This is a genomic window from Pseudomonas sp. H1_D04, assembly GCF_054683855.1.
Map to the genome: position 1 here is coordinate 3,392,034 of NZ_CP162826.1, position 20,062 is coordinate 3,412,095.

Annotated in this window: 19 protein-coding genes; 7 read left to right on the top strand and 12 right to left on the bottom strand. The window is 60.3% G+C overall.

Annotated features, from left to right (window positions below; genetic code table 11):
- The first annotated feature begins 155 nt into the window (after positions 1-155).
- Together AB4N82_RS15675 and AB4N82_RS15680 are read left to right on the top strand one after the other, a co-directional pair.
- Positions 156-497, top strand: coding sequence for an antibiotic biosynthesis monooxygenase family protein (locus AB4N82_RS15675; protein WP_032890863.1), 342 nt, complete (start codon positions 156-158; stop codon positions 495-497).
- A gap of 44 nt (positions 498-541) precedes the next feature.
- Entirely contained in the window at positions 542-787 is a 246-nt protein-coding gene (locus AB4N82_RS15680) for a hypothetical protein (protein ID WP_032890864.1), read from the top strand.
- A 124-nt stretch (positions 788-911) separates the two neighbouring features.
- Here AB4N82_RS15680 and AB4N82_RS15685 read toward each other — a convergent pair whose 3' ends face one another.
- Positions 912-1,544, bottom strand: a complete 633-nt coding sequence (locus AB4N82_RS15685) for a flavin reductase family protein (protein WP_122763806.1) — start codon at positions 1,542-1,544, stop codon at positions 912-914.
- Between the two features lie 191 nt (positions 1,545-1,735).
- On the opposite strand from AB4N82_RS15685, the gene AB4N82_RS15690 reads away from it, so the two are divergent.
- Positions 1,736-2,491 carry a COG4705 family protein gene (locus AB4N82_RS15690; RefSeq protein WP_032890866.1) on the top strand — a complete coding sequence of 252 codons (756 nt, stop codon included), beginning with the start codon at positions 1,736-1,738 and terminating at the stop codon, positions 2,489-2,491.
- Between the two features lie 54 nt (positions 2,492-2,545).
- On the opposite strand, the gene AB4N82_RS15695 is transcribed toward AB4N82_RS15690, so the two are convergent.
- The 4 genes from AB4N82_RS15695 to AB4N82_RS15710 all read right to left on the bottom strand — a co-directional run bounded on the left by AB4N82_RS15695 (position 2,546) and on the right by AB4N82_RS15710 (position 8,754).
- Entirely contained in the window at positions 2,546-3,865 is a 1,320-nt protein-coding gene (locus tag AB4N82_RS15695) for an MFS transporter (protein ID WP_032890867.1), read from the bottom strand.
- A gap of 165 nt (positions 3,866-4,030) precedes the next feature.
- Positions 4,031-5,365 carry a sigma-54-dependent transcriptional regulator gene (locus AB4N82_RS15700; RefSeq protein WP_122763805.1) on the bottom strand — a complete coding sequence of 445 codons (1,335 nt, stop codon included), beginning with the start codon at positions 5,363-5,365 and terminating at the stop codon, positions 4,031-4,033.
- The gene (locus AB4N82_RS15705) at positions 5,359-7,125 is read right to left on the bottom strand and encodes a sensor histidine kinase (RefSeq protein WP_032890869.1); all 1,767 of its coding nucleotides are present in this window, start codon (positions 7,123-7,125) and stop codon (positions 5,359-5,361) included. The genes AB4N82_RS15700 and AB4N82_RS15705 overlap by 7 nt, the downstream gene beginning before the upstream one ends.
- A 105-nt stretch (positions 7,126-7,230) precedes the next feature.
- Positions 7,231-8,754, bottom strand: coding sequence for a fumarate hydratase (locus AB4N82_RS15710; RefSeq protein WP_032890870.1), 1,524 nt, complete (start codon positions 8,752-8,754; stop codon positions 7,231-7,233).
- Positions 8,755-8,972: 218 nt separating this feature from the next.
- On the opposite strand from AB4N82_RS15710, the gene AB4N82_RS15715 reads away from it, so the two are divergent.
- Together AB4N82_RS15715 and AB4N82_RS15720 are read left to right on the top strand one after the other, a co-directional pair.
- Complete coding sequence (locus AB4N82_RS15715) at positions 8,973-9,905, top strand: iron-sulfur-binding ferredoxin reductase (RefSeq protein WP_122763803.1); 933 nt, start codon at positions 8,973-8,975, stop codon at positions 9,903-9,905.
- Between the two features lie 30 nt (positions 9,906-9,935).
- Positions 9,936-10,685, top strand: coding sequence for an enoyl-CoA hydratase-related protein (locus tag AB4N82_RS15720; RefSeq protein WP_099602755.1), 750 nt, complete (start codon positions 9,936-9,938; stop codon positions 10,683-10,685).
- 64 nt (positions 10,686-10,749) lie between these two features.
- Here the strand turns inward: AB4N82_RS15720 and pyk are convergent, their stop codons facing one another.
- Positions 10,750-12,201, bottom strand: coding sequence for a pyruvate kinase (gene pyk, locus AB4N82_RS15725; RefSeq protein ID WP_032890873.1), 1,452 nt, complete (start codon positions 12,199-12,201; stop codon positions 10,750-10,752).
- A 175-nt stretch (positions 12,202-12,376) separates the two neighbouring features.
- Here pyk and AB4N82_RS15730 point away from each other — a divergent pair, with 175 nt between their 5' ends.
- Both AB4N82_RS15730 and AB4N82_RS15735 read left to right on the top strand, forming a co-directional pair.
- Positions 12,377-12,751 (top strand): tol-pal system YbgF family protein, encoded by a 375-nt coding sequence (locus AB4N82_RS15730; protein ID WP_032890874.1) that lies wholly within the window; start codon positions 12,377-12,379, stop codon positions 12,749-12,751.
- 225 nt (positions 12,752-12,976) lie between these two features.
- Positions 12,977-13,336, top strand: coding sequence for a PilZ domain-containing protein (locus AB4N82_RS15735; protein ID WP_095185774.1), 360 nt, complete (start codon positions 12,977-12,979; stop codon positions 13,334-13,336).
- 61 nt (positions 13,337-13,397) lie between these two features.
- Here the strand turns inward: AB4N82_RS15735 and AB4N82_RS15740 are convergent, their stop codons facing one another.
- Genes AB4N82_RS15740 through AB4N82_RS15765 form a run of 6 tightly spaced genes read right to left on the bottom strand, consistent with a single transcriptional unit; the run spans position 13,398 to position 20,059 of the window.
- Positions 13,398-14,729, bottom strand: coding sequence for a DUF58 domain-containing protein (locus tag AB4N82_RS15740; RefSeq protein WP_460102150.1), 1,332 nt, complete (start codon positions 14,727-14,729; stop codon positions 13,398-13,400).
- A 7-nt stretch (positions 14,730-14,736) separates the two neighbouring features.
- Entirely contained in the window at positions 14,737-15,732 is a 996-nt protein-coding gene (locus AB4N82_RS15745; RefSeq protein ID WP_095185772.1) for an AAA family ATPase, read from the bottom strand.
- A complete protein-coding gene (locus AB4N82_RS15750; protein WP_122763801.1) occupies positions 15,729-16,886 on the bottom strand; it encodes a DUF4350 domain-containing protein in 1,158 nt (385 codons plus the stop codon). The genes AB4N82_RS15745 and AB4N82_RS15750 overlap by 4 nt, the downstream gene beginning before the upstream one ends.
- The gene (locus tag AB4N82_RS15755) at positions 16,883-18,403 is read right to left on the bottom strand and encodes a DUF4129 domain-containing protein (protein ID WP_095185770.1); all 1,521 of its coding nucleotides are present in this window, start codon (positions 18,401-18,403) and stop codon (positions 16,883-16,885) included. The genes AB4N82_RS15750 and AB4N82_RS15755 overlap by 4 nt, the downstream gene beginning before the upstream one ends.
- Positions 18,390-19,370 carry a stage II sporulation protein M gene (locus AB4N82_RS15760; RefSeq protein WP_122753177.1) on the bottom strand — a complete coding sequence of 327 codons (981 nt, stop codon included), beginning with the start codon at positions 19,368-19,370 and terminating at the stop codon, positions 18,390-18,392. The genes AB4N82_RS15755 and AB4N82_RS15760 overlap by 14 nt, the downstream gene beginning before the upstream one ends.
- The gene (locus AB4N82_RS15765) at positions 19,367-20,059 is read right to left on the bottom strand and encodes an RDD family protein (RefSeq protein ID WP_099602761.1); all 693 of its coding nucleotides are present in this window, start codon (positions 20,057-20,059) and stop codon (positions 19,367-19,369) included. The genes AB4N82_RS15760 and AB4N82_RS15765 overlap by 4 nt, the downstream gene beginning before the upstream one ends.
- Positions 20,060-20,062 lie beyond the last annotated feature (3 nt).

Consider the following 20,062-nt stretch of genomic DNA (forward strand, 5'->3'; position numbering starts at 1 on the left):
GAGCCGAGTACCCGGTTTACGCTTCTCGCAGGATTGTGCAATAAGCCGGCAGGAATCGACTAACCGCGCCTACCTGCGCGCCGTTATCTTTGATCCTGTGGCAGCACACCCTCACCGTGTTTGCCGAGCATCACTTCTCAACGGGAGAGTCGAACATGTCCACCCCCATTCCCGCGAGCCATATGGCCTTTATCCGCGCCCGCACCGGGTGCAGCACCGAACTCGGTGCACGCTTGAGCAGTTTGATCGAACCGGGTCGCCAGGCTCAGGGTTGTCTGCAATTCTCGTTGCAGCATTCCCAGGTCGATCCCGATGTGTGGTTGGTCTCGGGTTTCTGGAGCAGCGAGCAGGCGATGAGTGCCTACTTCAGCTCGCCGGCCCTGATGATCTTTACCGAGCTGTTGAACGACATGGTGGTGCGCAGCATGGACTTCCAAACCTTCACTGATGCATCCGCCACCAACGCCTATGGCGAGTACCTGCAACTCGCTGGGTGAACAGGTTTAGAATGGCCGCCTTTCCATTGGCCAGGACCTGCAACATGGCACGTAAACAATTTGCCCACCACGAAGCCGTATCCGCCGTAGTACCGGGTGAAGGGGGCTACAGCGCCGCCGTCGCCGTCAAGGCACTGGATGGTATGGGGGCACCGAAGTTTCACAAGATCCTGGATGGACAGACTTTCAAGACCGCCTCCGACGCCGATGATGCAGCCACTGTGCAGCTTGAGCGGTTGATCGGTGTGGATGAAGAGGGGCAGCTGACCTGGGCGAGCGCCGCCATCTGAACAACGCCGACAATCTAATGTGGGAGGGGCTTGCCCCCGATAGCAGTGTGTCAGTCAACAAAGATGTTGAATGTGCCATTGCCATCGGGGGCACGCCCCCTCCCACATTTTTGTTGTATTTCAGTCAGGGTTTGCTGGCGCCTGGGCGATACATCTTGAACAGCGCCTCCGGCCCCAACTGGAAGTAGTCCGCCGGGCCGCCACCACGCAGGATCGGCTCGGCGGCGGCGGTGTCGTAGATGCCATCCTTGAGCAACCACTTGGCAATGTGCACCGCGACCACCTCGCCCAGCACCAGCCAGCTCGGCACCAACCCTTTGTCGGCGCGTTGCAGCTGGATGATCTGCGTCACCTTGCATTCGAATGACACCGGGCTTTCGCCCACCCGTGGCACGGCGACGATTTTCGAGGCCACCGGCGTCAGGCCGGACAACTCGAACTCATTCACCTCCGGCGAGACCGCCGCGCAACTCTGGTTCATCTGCTCGGCCAGCGGGCGGGTAGCCAGGTTCCACACGAACTCGCCGGTCTGTTCGATATTGTTCAGGCTGTCTTTGCGCCCGACACTGGAAAACCCAATGATCGGCGGAATGTAGTTGAACGCATTGAAGAAGCTGTAGGGCGCCAGGTTCAGGCGGCCTTCGCTGTCGTTCGACGAGATCCAGCCGATTGGCCGTGGACCAACGATGGCGTTGAACGGGTCATGTGGCAGGCCGTGGCCGTTGGCGGGTTCGTAGAAATGGATATCGTCAGACATGAGCCGGGGTTCCTGCTACGCAATTCTGGGAGGCGGTCATAGTGCAACCCGTGGCAGCGAATTTCCATCAAGCCATGGAATTTTCATTCATCGCCCACCTATTTTTCACAGCGGCCCGTTCAGTCTGCGCACAAGGTCGACACCCCTATAAGTCGGCCATCGAAAGACTGAGCTTCGGAGCCTTCTACCTTATGAATAAACTTCCTCAGATCACCCTGGCGTTCTGGGTCATGAAAATCTGCGCAACCACCTTGGGCGAAACCGCCGGGGACTTGCTGTCGATGACCCTGAATGTCGGTTATGCGATCAGTTCGATGATTTTGATCAGCGTGTTCCTGGTCACCCTGGTGACGCAACTCTGGTCCAAAACCTACAACCCGGTGCTGTACTGGATCGTGATTTTGTCCACCAGCACTGCGGGTACCACGATGTCCGACTTCATGGACCGTACCCTGGGGCTGGGTTACGCCACGGGGTCGATGATCCTGATTGTGATCCTGATGATCATTTTTGCGCTGTGGCACCTCAGCGGTGACTCGCTGAACGTGAACAAGGTGCAGACCTTCCGGGGTGAGTTGTTCTATTGGATGGCGATCCTGTTCTCCAACACACTGGGCACCGCATTGGGCGACTTCCTGGCGGATGATTCGGGTCTCGGCTTCGCCGGTGGTGCCTTGTTGATTGGCTCGACCATCGCTGCGGTGGTGGCGCTCAAGTACTTCACCCAAATCTCGTCGGTGTTGTTGTTCTGGGTGGCTTTTGTATTGACCCGGCCGTTTGGTGCAACCCTGGGCGACTTCCTGACCAAGCCCCATGAAAAGGGCGGATTGGATTTCGGCACCATTGGATCATCGGCGGTATTGGCGGCGGTGCTGGTGGTGATGATTGCCGGGGCGTCGTATGCGCAGCGGCGGTATGGGCGCAACGAGGTGGCGGAACTGTCCTGATTAACCCAGCGATGTAAAACCAATGTGGGAGGGGGCTTGCCCCCTCCCACATGTTTAGTCAGTGGTAATCCGCGAATGTTTGCGGGTGTCTTTCATGGTCACGTAGACCATCAGCGACACCGCGATACACGCAGTCACGTACCAGTAGTAGCCGGTTTCCATCCCGATGCTCTTGAACCACAGCGCGATGTATTCAGCTGTACCGCCGAAGATCGACACGGTCAGTGCATACGGCAGGCCCACGCCCAGGGCACGGATTTCGGTCGGGAACAGTTCGGCCTTCACCACCGCGTTGATCGAGGTGTAGCCACTGACGATGATCAGCGCGGCCATGATCAGGAAGAACGCGCCCCACCAGGACTGGATGGTGTGCAGGGTGGTGAGGATAGGCACGGTGAACAGGGTGCCGAGGATGCCGAAGGCGATCAGGATCGGACGACGGCCGACTTTGTCGGACAGCCCGCCGATGATGGGCTGCAGGCACATGAACAGAAACAGCGTTGCCGCCGAGATGGTGGTGGAGTCGGAGATGCTCATCCCGACGGTGTTCACCAGGTATTTCTGCATGTAGGTGGTGTAGGTGTAGAACGCCAGGGTGCCGCCCATGGTCAGGCCGACCACGGTCATCAGTTCCTTGGGGTGACGCATCAAGGTGCGCATTGCGCTTTCCTTGGCTTTTTCTTTCTTGGTGAAGGACTCGGTTTCTTCCATGCCACGACGCAGGTACAGCGCGACGACTGCGCACAGGGCGCCGATGGCGAACGGGATACGCCAGCCCCACGCGTACAGTTGCTCGGTGGTGAGTACCTGTTGCAGCACGATCAGCACCGCCAGGGCGATGAGCTGGCCGGAGATCAGGGTTACGTACTGGAAACTGGAGTAGAAGCCGCGACGTTCCTTGGTCGCCATCTCGCTGAGGTAGGTGGCGGAGGTGCCGTATTCGCCGCCGACTGATAGCCCCTGCAGCAAACGGGCAAACACCAGCAGGATGGGCGCACCGATACCAATGGATTCATAGCCCGGGCTCAGGGCAATCAGCAGCGAGCCAAAGCACATCAGGTAGACCGAGGCCATCAGGGCTTTTTTACGCCCGACCTTGTCGGCGTACAGGCCCATCAGCCAGCCACCGATCGGGCGCATCAGGAAGCCCACGGCGAAGATCGCGGCGGTGTTGAGCAGTTGGGCGGTGGTGTCGCCTTTCGGGAAGAAGGCTTTGGCGAAGTACAGCGAGAAAGCGGCGTAGACGTACCAGTCGTACCACTCGACCATGTTGCCGACCGATCCGCTGAAGATCGATTTGATGCGGCTGGAGGTGGTGCGTTCTTTTGCCGGCGCTGCCGCCGACCCCAGAGGCAGGGAGTTGGAGTTATCCATTGAAGGATCCTTCATCTAGTTGTTTTTATGGAGCGGCGCGAGCGCTGCCTGGCTGGGCTATAGCAGGAGCTGTGCCAGGTAGATGAAGGCCCGATCTAGAAGGGTTTGCAGATTTTTTTGAGCGGAAACTTGCTGAAGATTCGGGGCCAATGAGCGGAAATCCGCTCATTCGTCCTTGAGGAACATGTCTCGTGCAAGGCCATGGCGCTGCATCTTTTCATTGAACGTCCGGCGGGGCAGTTGCAGCTCCGTCAATACCGCCTTGATATCGCCCTTGTGCCGGGTCAAGGCGGCCTTCAGGCAATGGGCTTCGAAGGCTTCCTGCTGCGCAGCCAGTGATTGCCCGGCCTCGATGCCCTCCGGCTCCGGCTCGCCAAGGCCTAATACCTGACGCTCGGCGACGTTGGCCAGTTCACGCACATTGCCGGGCCAGTCATGGCTGAGCAGGCGCCCCAAGGCTGGGCCGCTCAACGGCTCGGGCGTGCGGCCTAAACGTTCGGCAGCGCTGTGGGCAAAGTGCTCGTACAGCAGCGGAATATCTTCACGACGCTCGCGCAAGGGCGGCAGGCGCAATTGTGCAACGGTGAGGCGATAGGCCAAGTCTTCGCGAAAGCGTCCGGCGCGGGCCTCTTCGAGCAGGTCAGGCTTGGTCGCGGCAATGATGCGCAAGTCCACATGGATGCTCTGGTTAGAGCCCAGTCGTTCCAGTTTCTGCTCTTGCAATACCCGCAACAGTTTCACTTGTTGGGCCAAGGGCATGCTTTCGATTTCATCCAGGAACAGCGTGCCGCCGTGAGCGTACTCCAGCTTGCCGATGCGCTTGCCCTGGGCGCCGGTGAACGCGCCGCTTTCGTGGCCAAACAACTCGGCTTCAAACAACTGCTCGGGAATTGCCGCGCAATTGAGCGCCACAAACGGCTTCTTGGCCCGCGGGCCGAAATCATGCAGGCAGCGCGCGACCAGTTCTTTACCGCTGCCGGTCTCGCCACGGATCAACACGTTGACCGGCAAGCTGGCCAAGTCGAGCACCTGGCGGCGCAGGTTCTGCAACCCGCGGGACACGCCGAGCAGGCTGGATTCAAGCTGCGAGCGGTGATCGGCCTGTTGATGCAGGCGACGGTTTTCCAGGATCAGCCCGCGTTTGTCCAATGCACGTCGCAGGCTGTTGAGCAGGGCCTCGGGGCTGAAGGGTTTTTCCAGAAAATCGTAGGCGCCGTCGCGCATGGCTTCGACGGCCATCGGCACGTCGCCGTGACCAGTGAGCAATATCACCGGCAAGTCGGCGTCGCGGCGCTGTACTTCGGCGAGCAATTCCAGGCCGCTGAGACCAGGCATGCGCACGTCGCTCAGGATCACACCGTGAAAGTCCTTGGGCAGGTGCGCCAGGCATTCCTCGGCGCGGCTGAACAACTGCACCTCAAACCCTGAGAGGCTCAACCACTGCTCCACGGCCGTGCGAATGCTGGCTTCGTCATCGACCACAATCACCGCATTCAGCATAGGTCCGGCGTCTCCAGCGCGATGGGCAAGGTCAGGGTGAAAGTCGCGCCGTCGCCCTGGTTATCGGCGATCAGGCGTCCACCCAGTTCGTGCACGATAGCGAAGGACACCGCCAGCCCTAAACCGAGGCCGTCACCCACCGGCTTGGTGGTGAAGAACGGATCGAACACGTTGTTCAGGTGTTCTTCGGGGATCCCGCCGCCGCTGTCGCTGACGGTCAAAAGCCAAAGCTGTTGGTCGGCGTGCAGGCGGATCTCAAGGCGCTTGCGCGGTTTGTCGGCCATGGCGTCGAGGGCGTTGCGCAGCAGGTTGATCAGTACTTGTTCCAGGCGGATGGCATCGCCGCGCACCCAAGCCGGGCGTGTCAGGTCCAGCACGACGCCAATGGCTTCATCGCGCAGGCGCGCGTCGAGCAGATGCAGGGACTGGTCGACCACCGTGGCCAGGTCCAGGCGTTCGCGCAGGCCACTAGGACTTTTGCGAGCGAAGGTCTTGAGATGGCCGGTGAGTGCGGCCATGCGCGTGAGCATGTCGTCCAGCGGCGTGAGCGCCTTGTAGGCGTCGTCCACACGGCCGTGATCCAGCAACAGGCGCAGGGTAGCAAGCTGCATGCGCTGGGCCGTGAGTGGCTGGTTGATTTCGTGGGCGAGGGCGGCGGACATCTGCCCCAGCGCTGCCAGCTTGGCTGATTGCACCAAACCATCCTGGGCGGTGCGCAGGGCTTGGGTGCGTTCTTCCACCAGTTGCTCCAGCTCTTCACGGCTGCGCTGGCGCAAGCGGGCCAGGCGCCAGCGTTGGCTCAGGAACAGCGCGAGGAACACCAGTGCCAGCCAGGAACCGGCGGCGGCCAGTCCCGCGTTGCGTTGGTCTTCAAAAGGAAATTGCGGTTTGCGCAGCAGGTGCAGGGTCCAGCCTTCTGCCTTCAATGGCAGGGATTCCCAGATGTATTGGGCGCTGCCGTCGGGGCCGTTGACGCGCATCAGGTGACTGTTTTCGTCGAAGCGCTGCAGGGTGTCGGTTTCCAGCGCCAGCAGTTGTTTCTTGTCGTACTGGCGGGTGGCCTTGAGCTCAGCGAGGTCATTGGCCGATAGCGGCCGCAGGTTCCGATAGCGCCAGCCAGGCTGGTTGGCGATGAACACGATGCCGCGCGCATCGCTGACCAGCAGCAAGTCATTCCCCTGGGCCCATTCTTGCTCAAGCTCAGGGAACTCCAGCTTCACCACCATGGCGCCAAGGAACTGCTCGTGTTCATCGAGCACTGCGCTGGAAAGGAAGTAACCCGGAATCCCGGTGGTCACACCCACCGCGTAAAAGCGCCCGGTGCCCTGGCTTTTGGTCTGGCTGAAATACGGCCGAAATGCATAGTTGTGCCCGACGTAACTGCTCGGCAGCGCCCAGTTGCTGGCAGCCACGGCCAGGCCGGTGCGGTCCATCAATTCCAGGGTGGACGACTGCGCGGCGCCGTTGATGCGTTCGAGCTTGCGGTTAAGCGCGTCCTGGGTAGCGGTGTCCAACGGGCCTTTTAACGCGCTGATCATTTCCGAGTCCAGCGCGAGCACGGCGGGCAGGGCGCGGTAGCGTTCGATCAGGGTGTGCAGCGAGTTGGCATATAACGCGAGCTGTTGGTTGGCGCGGGCGGCCTCATCCACGAGGGCCTGGCGTTCGGCCTGGCGCGTGGCCAATGCAGCGGCCAGCACCGCACCAGCGATGATCAACAGGGCGTAGAAGGTCAGGCGCAGGGGGCGAGGGATCGCGATCATACGGTGATGAGCAGGCACGGTAAGGGGCAAGCACCATACCACGCGCCATAAAAAAGGCGACTGGGCCATGGGGCCGCAGTCGCCTTTATCCTTGAGGGAAAGCGCTTACTGCACTTCTACCGCCAGGCTTTCACTGATCTTTTGTTGCCAGATGGCGGGACCGGTGATGTGCACGGATTCGCCTTTGCTATCGACTGCAACGGTGACCGGCATGTCTTTGACGTCGAACTCGTAGATCGCTTCCATACCCAGTTCGGCGAACGCGACAACCCGCGACTTCTTGATAGCTTGCGCCACCAGGTAAGCGGCGCCGCCCACGGCCATCAGGTACACGGCCTTGTGGTCCTTGATCGCGTCGATGGCGGTCGGGCCGCGCTCGGATTTGCCGATCATGCCCAAAAGGCCGGTTTGCTCAAGGATCTGACGGGTGAACTTGTCCATCCGCGTCGCGGTGGTCGGGCCAGCCGGGCCAACCACTTCTTCGCGCACCGGATCAACCGGGCCGACGTAGTAGATGAAGCGACCCTTGAGGTCTACCGGCAGGGTTTCGCCCTTGTTCAGCATCTCGACCATGCGCTTGTGCGCAGCGTCGCGGCCAGTGAGCATCTTGCCGTTGAGCAACACGGTTTCGCCCGGTTTCCAGCTCTGGACTTCTTCCGGGGTCAGGGTGTCGAGGTTGACGCGACGAGCCGACGGGCCGGCTTCCCAGACGATTTCCGGGTAGGCGTCCAGCGGTGGCGCTTCCAGCGACGCCGGGCCCGAGCCGTCGAGCACAAAGTGTGCGTGACGGGTGGCGGCGCAGTTGGGGATCATGCACACCGGCAGGGAGGCGGCGTGGGTCGGGTAGTCCATGATTTTCACGTCGAGCACGGTGGTCAGGCCACCCAGGCCTTGAGCGCCAATGCCCAGTTGGTTGACCTTCTCGAACAGCTCCAGGCGCATCTCTTCGATACGGTTGGACGGGCCGCGCTTTTTCAGCTCGTGGATGTCGATGGATTCCATCAACACTTCCTTGGCCATCACTGCGGCTTTCTCGGCGGTGCCGCCGATGCCGATGCCGAGCATGCCCGGTGGGCACCAGCCGGCGCCCATGGTCGGAACGGTCTTGAGCACCCAGTCGACGATCGAGTCGGACGGGTTGAGCATGGCCATTTTTGACTTGTTCTCGGAACCACCACCTTTGGCCGCCACGTCCACTTCCACGGTGTTACCCGGGACGATGGAGTAGTGGATCACGGCCGGGGTGTTGTCCTTGGTGTTTTTACGTGCACCGGCCGGGTCTGCCAGGATGGATGCGCGCAGGACGTTTTCCGGCAGATTGTAGGCGCGACGCACGCCTTCGTTGATCATGTCGTCCAGGCCCATGGTGGCGCCATCCCAACGTACGTCCATGCCCACGCGCACGAACACGGTGACGATACCGGTGTCCTGGCAGATCGGGCGATGGCCGGTGGCGCACATGCGCGAGTTGATCAGGATCTGCGCCATGGAGTCACGGGCTGCCGGCGATTCTTCGCGCAGGTAGGCCTCGTGCATTGCCTGGATGAAGTCAACGGGGTGGTAGTAGGAAATGAATTGCAGGGCGTCGGCAACGCTCTGAATCAGGTCGTCTTGCTTGATCACGGTCATGAGTCGCGCTCCTCTATAAGGGAACATTCAATAAAGGTGGGCTCAGTGGGGTACATCGGTCGGCTGAGCCCACCTTTCCAAGGCACGCCAAAGTGGTGCAGGCGCGACGCTAAAAAGGCGCGGCAGTATAACCCGACGCGGTGGCCGATACACCCGACTATGGTCAAACTGTCGCAGGCATGATTCCCTGTGCGCGTCCCCTGTAATTGAGTCCTTATATGCCTGAACTGTACGTCGGCGAACGCCATTGGTCGGTAACTGCCGGCAGCAATCTGCTGGATGCCTTGAACCAGGCGGGTGTGGCCGTGCCCTACAGTTGCCGGGCGGGCAGTTGCCATGCATGTTTGGTGCGCTGCCGGGGCGAGGTCGAGGACAAGCAGCCCGATGCCCTGAGCCCCGCGCAACGCCAGGACGGTTGGCGGTTGGCCTGCCAGTGCCAAGTGACGGGCGATCTGCAGGTCGAGGCGTTTGACCCGCTGCGTGACGGTTTGGCCGCCCTGGTGGTGGGTGCTGATTGGCTGAACTCGAATGTAGTGCGCCTGCGCCTGCAACCTGAGCGCGGTCTCCGTTATCGGGCTGGACAGCACCTGGTGCTGTGGGTAGGGCACGTCGCGCGGCCTTACTCCCTGGCGAGCCTGCCCCAGGAAGATGCATTTCTGGAGTTTCATATCGATTGTCGGCAGCCCGGTGAATTCAGTGATCTTGCCCGGCAGTTGCAGGTCGGGGATCAACTGCGCCTGGGCGAGCTACGCGGCGGCGCTTTGCAATACGATCCCGACTGGCAATCCCGGCCGCTTTGGCTGCTTGCCTCCGGCACTGGCCTCGGCCCGTTGTGGGGCGTGTTGCGCGAGGCTTTGCGCCAGGATCACCAAGGCGCCATTCGTGTGATTCACCTGGCCCATGATGCCGACGGCCATTATCTGGCTGAACCCCTGATGGCGCTGGGTGCATGTCATCCGAACCTTACGGTGGAACTGTGGACCGCGGCCGAGTCGGCCCAGGCATTGGCGCAACTGCGGCTTGTTTCCCGGCAAACGCTCGCCTTACTCTGCGGACACCCCGCCAGTGTCGAGGCGTTTTCCAAGCGCCTGTTTCTGGCGGGACTGCCGCGTAATCAACTGCTGGCCGATGTGTTCCTGCCCCGTGGTTGAGCGCTGAACTCTACAGCCGCGAGACTCACCATGACCGACGCCATCCTGCTGCACCGCGAGCGCGGGTTGCTGACCCTGCAGCTCAACCGCCCGGATAAGAGAAACGCCCTGACCCGCGCCATGTACACGCAACTGGCCGAGGCGCTGGAGCAGGCGGATGCCGACTCAGCGATCAGCGCCGTGCTGATCCAGGGCAGCAGCGAGTGTTTTACCGCCGGTAATGACATCGGCGATTTTCTTGAACAGCCGCCCAGTGATCTCGACAGCCCAGCGTTTCATTTTATGAAAAGCCTACTCAACTGCCGTAAGCCGGTGATCGCGGCAGTGGCGGGAGTCGCGGTGGGGATTGGCACAACCCTCCTGCTGCACTGTGACCTTGTTTACATCAGTCGTGATGCGCGCTTGCGTATGCCGTTCGTCAACCTGGGGCTGTGCCCGGAGTTTGGTTCGAGCCTGATCCTGCCGCGTTTGCTTGGGCATGCGAAGGCAGCTGAACTTTTGCTATTGGGCGAGGGGTTTACCGGGGAGCAGGCTGCCGCCTGGGGCATCGCCACTGAGGCGTTGGGCAGTGGTGAAGCGGCGTTGGCCAAGGCGCGGGAAATGGCTGAGCGTTTTGAAATCCTGGCGCCGGGGGCGGTGCAGGTGACCAAGCAATTAATGAAAAGTGTGGACCGTGATCAGTTACGCCAGGTCATCGAGGAGGAGGGCGCGTTGTTCGTCCAGCGCTTGAAGTCACCGGAGGCGATTGCGGCGTTATCGGGGTTTATCGCCAAACGCTAACCCACATTAAAAGCAAAAAAGCCCCGCCATTCGCATGGCAGGGCTTCTGTTTTCAGCGTGTCACTTAGACCATTGGGTCGCCAACGTGCAGGATCTTCATGCCGTTGGTGCCGCCGATGGTGTGGTAGCTGTCGCCCTTGGTCAGGATGACCCAGTCGCCTTTCTCCACGACGCCACGCTTGATCAGTTCGTCGATGGCCGCTTGGCTGACTTCATGGGGCGGCAACGAAGCCGGGTCGAACGGAACGGTGTACACGCCACGGAACATGGCCGCGCGGGCCTGGGTTTCGCGGTGAGGGGAGAACGCGTAGATCGGAACCGAGGAACGAATGCGCGACATGATCAACGGCGTGTAGCCACTTTCGGTCAAAGCGATGATCGCTTTGACGCCCGGGAAGTGGTTGGCGGTGTACATGGCTGCCAGGGCGATGCTCTGGTCGCAGCTTTCGAAGACCTTGCCGATACGATGGCTGGAGGTCTTGCTGGTCGGGTGCTTTTCGGCGCCGACACAGATGCGCGCCATGGCCTGCACAGCTTCCAGCGGGTACGGGCCGGCGGCACTTTCAGCCGAGAGCATCACGGCGTCGGTGTAGTCGAGCACGGCGTTGGCCACGTCGGATACTTCGGCGCGGGTCGGCATCGGGTTTTGGATCATCGACTCCATCATCTGGGTCGCGACGATCACCGCTTTGTTGTGGCGGCGTGCGTGCAGGATGATCTTCTTCTGGATACCGATCAGCTCGGCGTCACCGATTTCCACACCCAGGTCACCACGGGCAACCATCACGGCGTCGGACGCTTTGATCAGACCGTCGAGAGTTTCGTCGTCGGCCACGGCTTCGGCGCGTTCGATCTTCGCCACCAACCAGGCAGTACCGCCAGCTTCGTCGCGCAGTTTGCGGGCGTATTCCATATCAGCGGCGTCGCGCGGAAAGGACACGGCCAGGTAGTCCACTTCCATTTCAGCAGCGAGCTTGATATCGGCCTTGTCTTTTTCAGTCAGGGCCGGGGCAGTCAGGCCACCGCCGCGACGATTGATGCCTTTGTGATCGGACAGCGGACCGCCGATGATCACGGTGCAGTTCAGTTCGGTCGGGGTGGCGGTGTCGACACGCATTACCACGCGGCCGTCATCCAGCAGCAACTCGTCACCGACGCCGCAGTCCTTGACGAGGTCCGGGTAGTCGATACCCACGACGTCCTGGTTGCCTTCGGTCAGCGGGTGGCTGGTGGAGAAGGTGAATTTGTCACCGATCTTCAGCTCGATACGCTTGTTGGTGAACTTGGCAATACGGATTTTCGGGCCTTGCAGGTCACCCAGCAGTGCGACGAAGCGGCCGTGCTTGGCGGCCAGGTCACGCACCAGCTTGGCGCGAGCCTTGTGCTCGTCCGGGGTGCCGTGGGAGAAGTTCAGACGGGCAACGTCCAAACCAGCCAGAATCAGCTGTTCGAGGACTTCCGGCGAGTTACTGGCCGGGCCAAGGGTGGCGACGATTTTGGTACGACGGACGGACATGCACAGACTCCTGAGTTCAAGCGCTGAGGAAGGCTACTATGCTCTTTGGTTGTAGTCATTGTTCGTTTGCACTACTTATCGCCGATTCACTTGTTTTCGCGCCGATTGAATAGATGAACATCTTTGAAGATTTTGGACGAGGGGTCGATACACTGCACAAGACAGGAGAACCTTCATGCGAATTTTGCTCATTGCTGCCCTGGCCGTCAGTGTTGTCGGCTGCACCCGCTGGTCGATGGACCACCATTTGAACAACGCCTACCGCGCTTACAAGGTCGGTGACTGCGAGCGTGTCACCTTGGAATTGTCCCAGGTCGACCGCGAGAGCCGCACCCGGCGTTATGTACAGCCAGAGGTCTCGATGTTGCGCGGGCAATGTCTGGAACGACAGAAACTGTTTGTCGACGCGGTGCAAACCTACCAATTCATCATTAATCAGTACCCGTCGAGCGAATACGCCTACCGAGCACGCGCAAGGTTGGACACCCTGCAACAACTGGGTCACTACCGCGGCGTGAGTGTTGCACAGCCGCGTCCAGCCTCATTGTGATGAGATTCGCCACTTTATAACTGGCCTCTTGCCAGTCTTGGGCTATTCTTTGGATGTCCGTTTGTATAGGTTTCTATTCAAATGGAGGCAGGGCCCGGATTCGGCAGCTGTCTAGTGACAGAGCGTTGTCTTTTGTCATACCGAGATCCAGGGAGAGCGAGCAATTACGCTCGTTCCGAATCACTGGACCGGCCACAACCATGGCCACTGCATGGCGATCTCACCATGTTTACCGACCGACGGATTGAGCGGCATCAACTACGTTATTTCCTCCAGGTGTTTAACCGTGTTACCGACAAGCCCATCGGCTATTTGGGCAACGTCTCTTGCGACGGGCTGATGTTGATCAGCGAGTTGCCCATGATGGTCGATGCTGATTTCGAGCTGCGCCTGAAAATTCCCGGGGCTGACGACACCTTCCATGCCGTTGACCTAACGGCAACCTGCCTGTGGAGCCGTGAAGATATCAACCCGCAGCGTTACGACTCCGGGTTCAGCGTGCTTCAGGCTCCAGCGGAATATGGGCAACTGATCAAGTTGTTGTTGCGGTACTTCAGCTTTGACTCATTGCAGGCTTCAGCCTAAGAAGCAGCGAGCGGTCGACGCGGCTGGGGTGTTGCTGTCCAGCCGTAGTCGTACGTTTTTTTCAGAACACTCCCGCTTTCTTCCAATCCAGATAGCGTGTCACCAAGGCTGCTCCCATGTCTGATGGCAACGTATCCAACACCGACAGGCCGTGGGCGTTCAAGCGGTCGTGCAGTTCATTCCGGGTATTGAGGTAGTCGACAGTGCCGCTGTAGGCCAGGGCTTCGGGCAAGGTTTGCACAGGGGACTGGCGCAGTAGATCGAGCACTTCCTCTCGCATGCTGGCCACCATTACCCGATGTTGGCGACTGATGCGCTTGACGGCGCAGAGTAGCGCTTCATCGTCCTCGTCTCGCAGATTACTGACCACAATCACCAATGCCCGACGCTTTTGCCTAGAGAGCAGTTGACTGGCCGCCGCCTCGTAGTCGGCAGTTCTACGGGTGGTGTCCAGGTCATATACCGCATTGAGCAGCAGGTTCAACTGACTGCTCCCTTTGACCGGCGCCAAGTAGCGTGGCTGGTCAGAAGCAAAGGTGCACAACCCCACGGCATCGCCCTGGCGCAAGGCCACGTAACTGAGCAGCAGGCAGGCATTGAGTGCGTGGTCGAAATGGGACAGCTCATCATCCTGGCTGCGCATGCGTCGGCCGCAATCGAGCATGAACACGATCTGCTGGTCGCGCTCGTCCTGATACTCCCTTGCGATGGGGGTACGTTGCCGCGCCGTGGCTTTCCAGTCGATCTGCCGCAGGCTGTCGCCCTCACGAAACTCGCGCAGCTGATGAAACTCCAGCCCCAAACCGCGACGCTGACGTTGACGCACTCCCAGTTGACTCAACCAGTTATCCACCCCCAGCAGTTGTGCCCCGTACAGGCGAGCGAAGTCTGGGTAGACGCGGGTGGCATCCTCGACTTCGATGAAGCGCCTGGCGGACCAGAGCCCCAATGGGCTGGGCAGATGGATTTCGCAGCGGCTGAACGTAAAATGCCCTCGCCGCAGGGGCCGCAGGCGATAGCCCAGTTCACTGCGTGCACCGGGGCGCAACTCAATGGATTGGGGCATGTTCTCCATGCTCAACCCATCGGGGACGTGATCGAACACCTGAACCGTCAGCGCCTGCGAGGAGTCGTGTTCCAGGGCCAGACGTACTTCGCCCCAGCGACCCAGCGCCAGGCTGCCGGGCATATGCCGATGCACACGAGGCGACGGTCGACGGCGCAGTCGCGCGGCGTCCAGCAAGGTCAGCAGCAACAGCGCCAGGAGCAAGCCCCACGCCACCGAGTGCAAGGTGGCGGGCACCTTGAACTGCAAGGCGGTTGCAGTGCCTAGCAGGATGCTCAAGCCCAGCAGTACGCCAAGCCAAACTGATAACAGGCGGGTCGGTTTCATGGGCGATTCATTGCCGGGGAGCTGCAATCTGGTCGAGTAACTGTTTGAGTACCTGGTCGACCTCCAGCCCGTCGATGTCCAGTTCTGCCGCTATACGTACGCGATGACGGAGTACTGCAAGAGCGCAGCTCTTGACGTCATCCGGCGTGACGAACTGGCCCCCACGCAACAATGCTCGAGCGCGGGCGCCGCGGACCAGTGCGATGGAAGCTCGCGGGCCTGCGCCGATGGCCAGACCTGGCCAACTGCGGGTGGCTCGTGCCAGGCGCACGGCATAGTCGAGTACGTGTTCATCCAGGGCTAGCTCACTGGCGATCTGTTGCAGTTGCAGCACATCTTCGGCCTGTAGCACGGTGCGCAACGGTTGCACATCCAGCATGTCGGCCCGTGAAGAGCGTGTCACTTCGCGCACCATATCCAGTTCCTGCTGCGCGTCGGGATAGTCCATGCGTACCTTGAGCATGAACCGGTCCAGCTCGGCTTCTGGCAGGGGGTAGGTGCCTTCCTGCTCGATAGGGTTCTGGGTGGCCAGCACCATGAAGGGTTGCCCGATGGGCAGCGCTTCACCTTCTAGGGTTACTTGTCGTTCCTGCATGGCTTCGAGCAGGGCGGCCTGGGTCTTGGCCGGGGCGCGGTTGATTTCGTCGGCCAGCAGCAGGTGGGTGAATACCGGTCCCTTGCGCAGCTTGAATTGCTCGGTGTGCAGATCGTACACGGCATGGCCAGTGACATCGCTGGGCATCAGGTCAGGGGTGAACTGGATCCGCGCGAAGTCGCCGTCAAAGCAGCGGGCCAAGGCGCGTACCAGCAAGGTCTTGCCCAGCCCGGGTACACCTTCAAGCAATACGTGGCCGCCGGCGATCAGTGCAGTCAGCACATCATCGATCACCTGATCCTGCCCGATCACCGCCTTGCGCAGTTCCATGCGCAAGGCCTGGGCTTGCTGGCTGGCGTGCTGTAAGGCTTCACCGGACAGGGTGTTAGCGCTGGGAATTTCGCTCATAGGGCATTCCTGAGAGTTTGCAGGCATGCCACCTGCCGGCTGAAATCGGCGCTGGAAAGCCGTTTTGCCGGGAGTGGGCCGAGGGCCTGGCTGATGACGTGAAAGGGTTGGCGCGTAAGGTGTTCCAGTACCCGCCATTGTTCTGAGTTGTCGAGGTGTTCGAAGCCTGGATGGCGGCGTCGGGCCGCACGTAGGATGTCGTGCTGCAAAGCCTTCAGTAGCGTGCCTTGGCCGCTGCGGCGCAGCAGGAAGTCGGCGCTGGCTTTCAGGTGTTCGTGCAACTGCCGGCGCGCCTTCGAGGCGGGGGCTTGGATCGGGCCCTGGCGCATACCCGCCTGCCAGAGTACGAGGGTTATCAGCGCAATGAGTGCTACCACCGCCTGGGGGAAATATCGCAACAGCAGGGTGAACAGATCATCCACGTCGCTGTTGAACAACAAAGTCACGGCAGTCCCCTGGTTCAGGTGCCACAGCAGCCAGGCATTGTCGTGTTTGCCGATATCGGGTGTTTTCCACAGTTCGCTGTCGGTGATTACCGTAACGCGGCCTTGCCCGAGGTTAAGTTGCATCAGGTGGCTAGACCTGGCGCTATTGGCTGAAAATTGTGCCATGTGCTTGGGGTCGATGAGGTTGAAGTCAGTGTCGAAGCTGAAGTAGGCCGGAGCGGTGTCATTGTCGACATAGAGCTTGGTCAGGTCTGGCGTTTTGTTTTTACGGGCCGGTGCGGGTTCTTCGGGGTCGTCACTCAGCGTCTGGTGGATATGCAGGCGATCTAGCAACAGGTCGCCGCTCTTGCCGGTCTCTTCATCCCACAGCGCTTCGGCCACTAACAATAGATGTCCGCCGGATTTGGCCCAATCCAGCAGTTGCCCTACCTGGCGTGGCGACATGTTGCTACGTTCGCCCAGTAACAACAGGCTATTGCCGGCGGCGGGCAGGGTGGCCAAGCGTTCGAGGCTATTGGCATGTGCCACGGCCAGGCCTTGCTGGCGCAGAAAATATTCGGCAGCCAGATAGGGGTTGGCAAGGGCTTCCGGGGCGGGGCCGCGGTCCACCACTTTTTCATAGGGGGTCGCTTTGCTCCAGGCGTAAAATCCGCCCGCAGTAAGCAGGCATGCCAGGAGCAATCCTATCCCTAATAAAAAACGGTTCATCGGGCGCCCTCCGAGCTGAACAGGGCACGCCAATCGCTGCATAATTTTTGCTGGGCTGAGGCGGGTGGGAGTTGATGGCCGTAGGCTAGGTTTTGCCAGTGCCGAGTCAACTCTTCACTGAACGCCAGCAGTTGCGGTTGCTGCAGCAGGTAAACGCGTTGCAGCACCTGGCCTTCAGTGTCGGCGTTTTTAAGTGGCAGGTTGAAGTCATGCAACAAGCGGCTCAGAAGACCACGATACAAAAGACCCAGGGCTTCCCGTGGTTGGCTAGGCCAGAGTTGTTCTGCAGTGCTGGCGATATCCGTGGGCAAGGTCTCGGTGCCCAATTCGAGGCCGAAAAGTTGTGCGGGCACTGGCCTGGCTGCTTTGGGGCCGCGTGGTCCGCGCCGGGTGACAAAGGTGCGTAGCCAGTCACGATAGCGCCACACCAACAGGGCCAGGCCGCCGATAAGTACGCTCCACAGCAGCACTTCCAGGCCTTGGGCCACATGCTTGAAAGTATCGCTGTTGAGGTTATCCAAGAGTGTCTGCAGCCACGCCGGAAGTTTGCCGTCACCGTGTGCCTTGTTTTTAACGGCGGGCTTTTCCTCACCAAAGCGATAGCGGGTGACGGTTTCCGGGTTTTTGAACGGGGGCTTTTCCAGCAGCGAATGGATTGACTGGCTTGCGCTTTCAGGGCTCAGCGGTTTGCTTTCATCAGCCATGGCGGGTGGGGTGTATGGCAGTAATGTCAGCCCTAACGCCAGTAATAAAAGTGACGCCACATTGCTCAGGCGCTGGCGTAGGCGGCGGAATACCAGTTCCAGGTCCCAGGCTTCAAGCACGGTGCGACGATTCAGATAAAGGCTGAAGCCACAGGCGACATAGACGGGCTCCCAAAACACCAGAATCAAGGCGTAGAACGCGTTGCCCAGATGCTCTAGCCACACCGCTTCGGAGCCGGTCGCCAGCGCCAACCGCTGCCAATCCCAATCCAGTTCAAGTTGTTGCGGGATGAGTAGATAGAACAGCGCCATGCAGCCAAACCATAGGCCGATTTCCAGGTGCACCCCGACAGTGGTTAACCAGCGAGCGGCGCCGGCGTTGCGCTGCAGCAGTACACCCAGGCGTTGCTGACGCGCCTGGCCGTCCATGCCTTCAAGCTGACTGACCGGCATCACAAAACTGCGGCTGAGGCTGAGTCTGCGCCAGGTCAGGCTGGCCAGCAGTTGGCTGTTAAGCAGTTTTGGCCATTGGCGCACAGCCTGCTTGAGGCTAGGCGCTTCGCCGAACAGGGCTGTGGAGAGGATATATAAAGGTAAGCGGTCGAAAGCCGGTTTCAACCACCAGAACAGGAACATAGCCATGGAGGGGTAATTCCATAGCAGTGCGGTGAGCAACGCAAAAACCGGAAGGGTCACCAGCGCCCAGCTCCCCATCAACAGCAAGCGATGTTCCTGGGCCATTAATACGCCAAGATCCATGGCCTCCCAGGCGGTGCGTGGGCGAATCACTACGCTGGCATCACTCAGACGCATGGCGAGCCCTTCCGGCAAAGGTCAGGTAAGCGCCCACCAACAGCCACAGTGCAGCGCCCACCAGGTATTTGATCCAAGGGGCTACCTGGGTGGTGGAAGACCAGTAGGCTTCGATAAAGGCTGCGATCAGTAGAAACACCATGACGCCGCACAGGAGTTGCACGCTCTTGCGAGCGGCAAGTCGCAAGGATTCGCTTCGTGTCAGTTGCCCAGGTGCAATCAGCGCCCAGCCCAGTTGCAAGCCTGCGGCGCCAGCGAGGGCGATAGCCGTCAACTCAAAGGCACCATGGCCGATGACAAATGACCAGAAGGTCTGCCCATAGCCGATTTCAGTCAGGTGCCCGGAAATCGCGCCGATGATCAGCCCGTTGAATATCAGGAAAAACACACTGCCCAAGCCGAACAGCAACCCGGCGGCGAATGTCTGGAAGGCGATGCCGATGTTGTGCATCACGTAGTAGCCAAACATCATCCAGTCTTCGCTCGATGCTCGCTCGGCGGCTCGACCCAAGCGGCTGGCATCGGGGTCATACATGCCCTGCATCTCCGCCACTTGCTGGGGGCTGACAATGCTGTAGATCAGGTCGGGAAACAGATAGACCAGCAAGGCAATGCTCAGCAGGCTGCCAAAGAACAGCAGGCTGGCAATCAACACGAAGCGCCACTGTTCCCGCACCTGTCGCGGAAAGTCGGCCAGCACAAAGCTCAGCACATTCGCCGCCAATTGGCTGCGGTGGCGATAGAGTTGTTGATGTCCGCGCAACGCCAGTTGTTGCAGCGGGTCCACCAGGTAACTGCTGTAACCGCGCTCCTGGGCCAGGGCCAGGTGCTGGCATAGACGCCGGTATTGGTGAGGGAAATCGGCCATGTCACCGGCCTTGGCCTTGCCTTGTTCCAACTGTTTCAGTTGTTCGGCAAAGGCTTGCCATTGCGGTTGGTAACGGCTTTCGAAGAGGCTCTGTTTCATGTTGGCCCCAACAGGCCACGGGCCAAGCCATTGAGTTGCTCCACGGCACGGGCGGGGGAGACTTGAAGCGGCGTTGCGAGGATGGAAGCGAGTTCGTGTACCCGCTCGGCGGAGAGTTCGCCTTGGCGTTCCGCGAAACCCAGGATCGCCCGCTGTTCACTCAGGTCCAGGGCAAACGGTAAGCGCAGTGCTACAGCTTGAGGCACCTGGGGGCGTTTCAGGGGCTGTTCTCGGTAGATCACCAGGGTGCCGGCGGCCAGGTCACCAAGGCGTTTGAAGTGAGGGTGTTGCAGGCAACTGATCGCGCCAAGAAAGTAGCCGAACGGCAGCATGTCGACAAACCGCAGCAAGTTGCGGATCAGCGAGGCTGACCAACTGATGGGCGTGCCGTCGTCCTGCACGACCCGCAAGCCCATAACCTGTTTACCCGGTGAGCAGCCCTGATTGAGCACCTCGAACAGCACCATGTACCACCAACTGACCAGGAACAGCAGCAGCGAGCCCAGGCCGATACCAATATTGCCGAGCAGGGCCAGTGGCACCAGAAGTACGCCCATTATCACTGCGCGGGCGACGAGGTCGAAGGCAAATGCCAGCGCCCGTGGCACCAAGCCGGCGGGGCGCAGTGGCAGGTCGATTCCTTCTGGGGTCTCGATCTGGTAGCGGGTATCCAATGGGATTGATGGCATCGC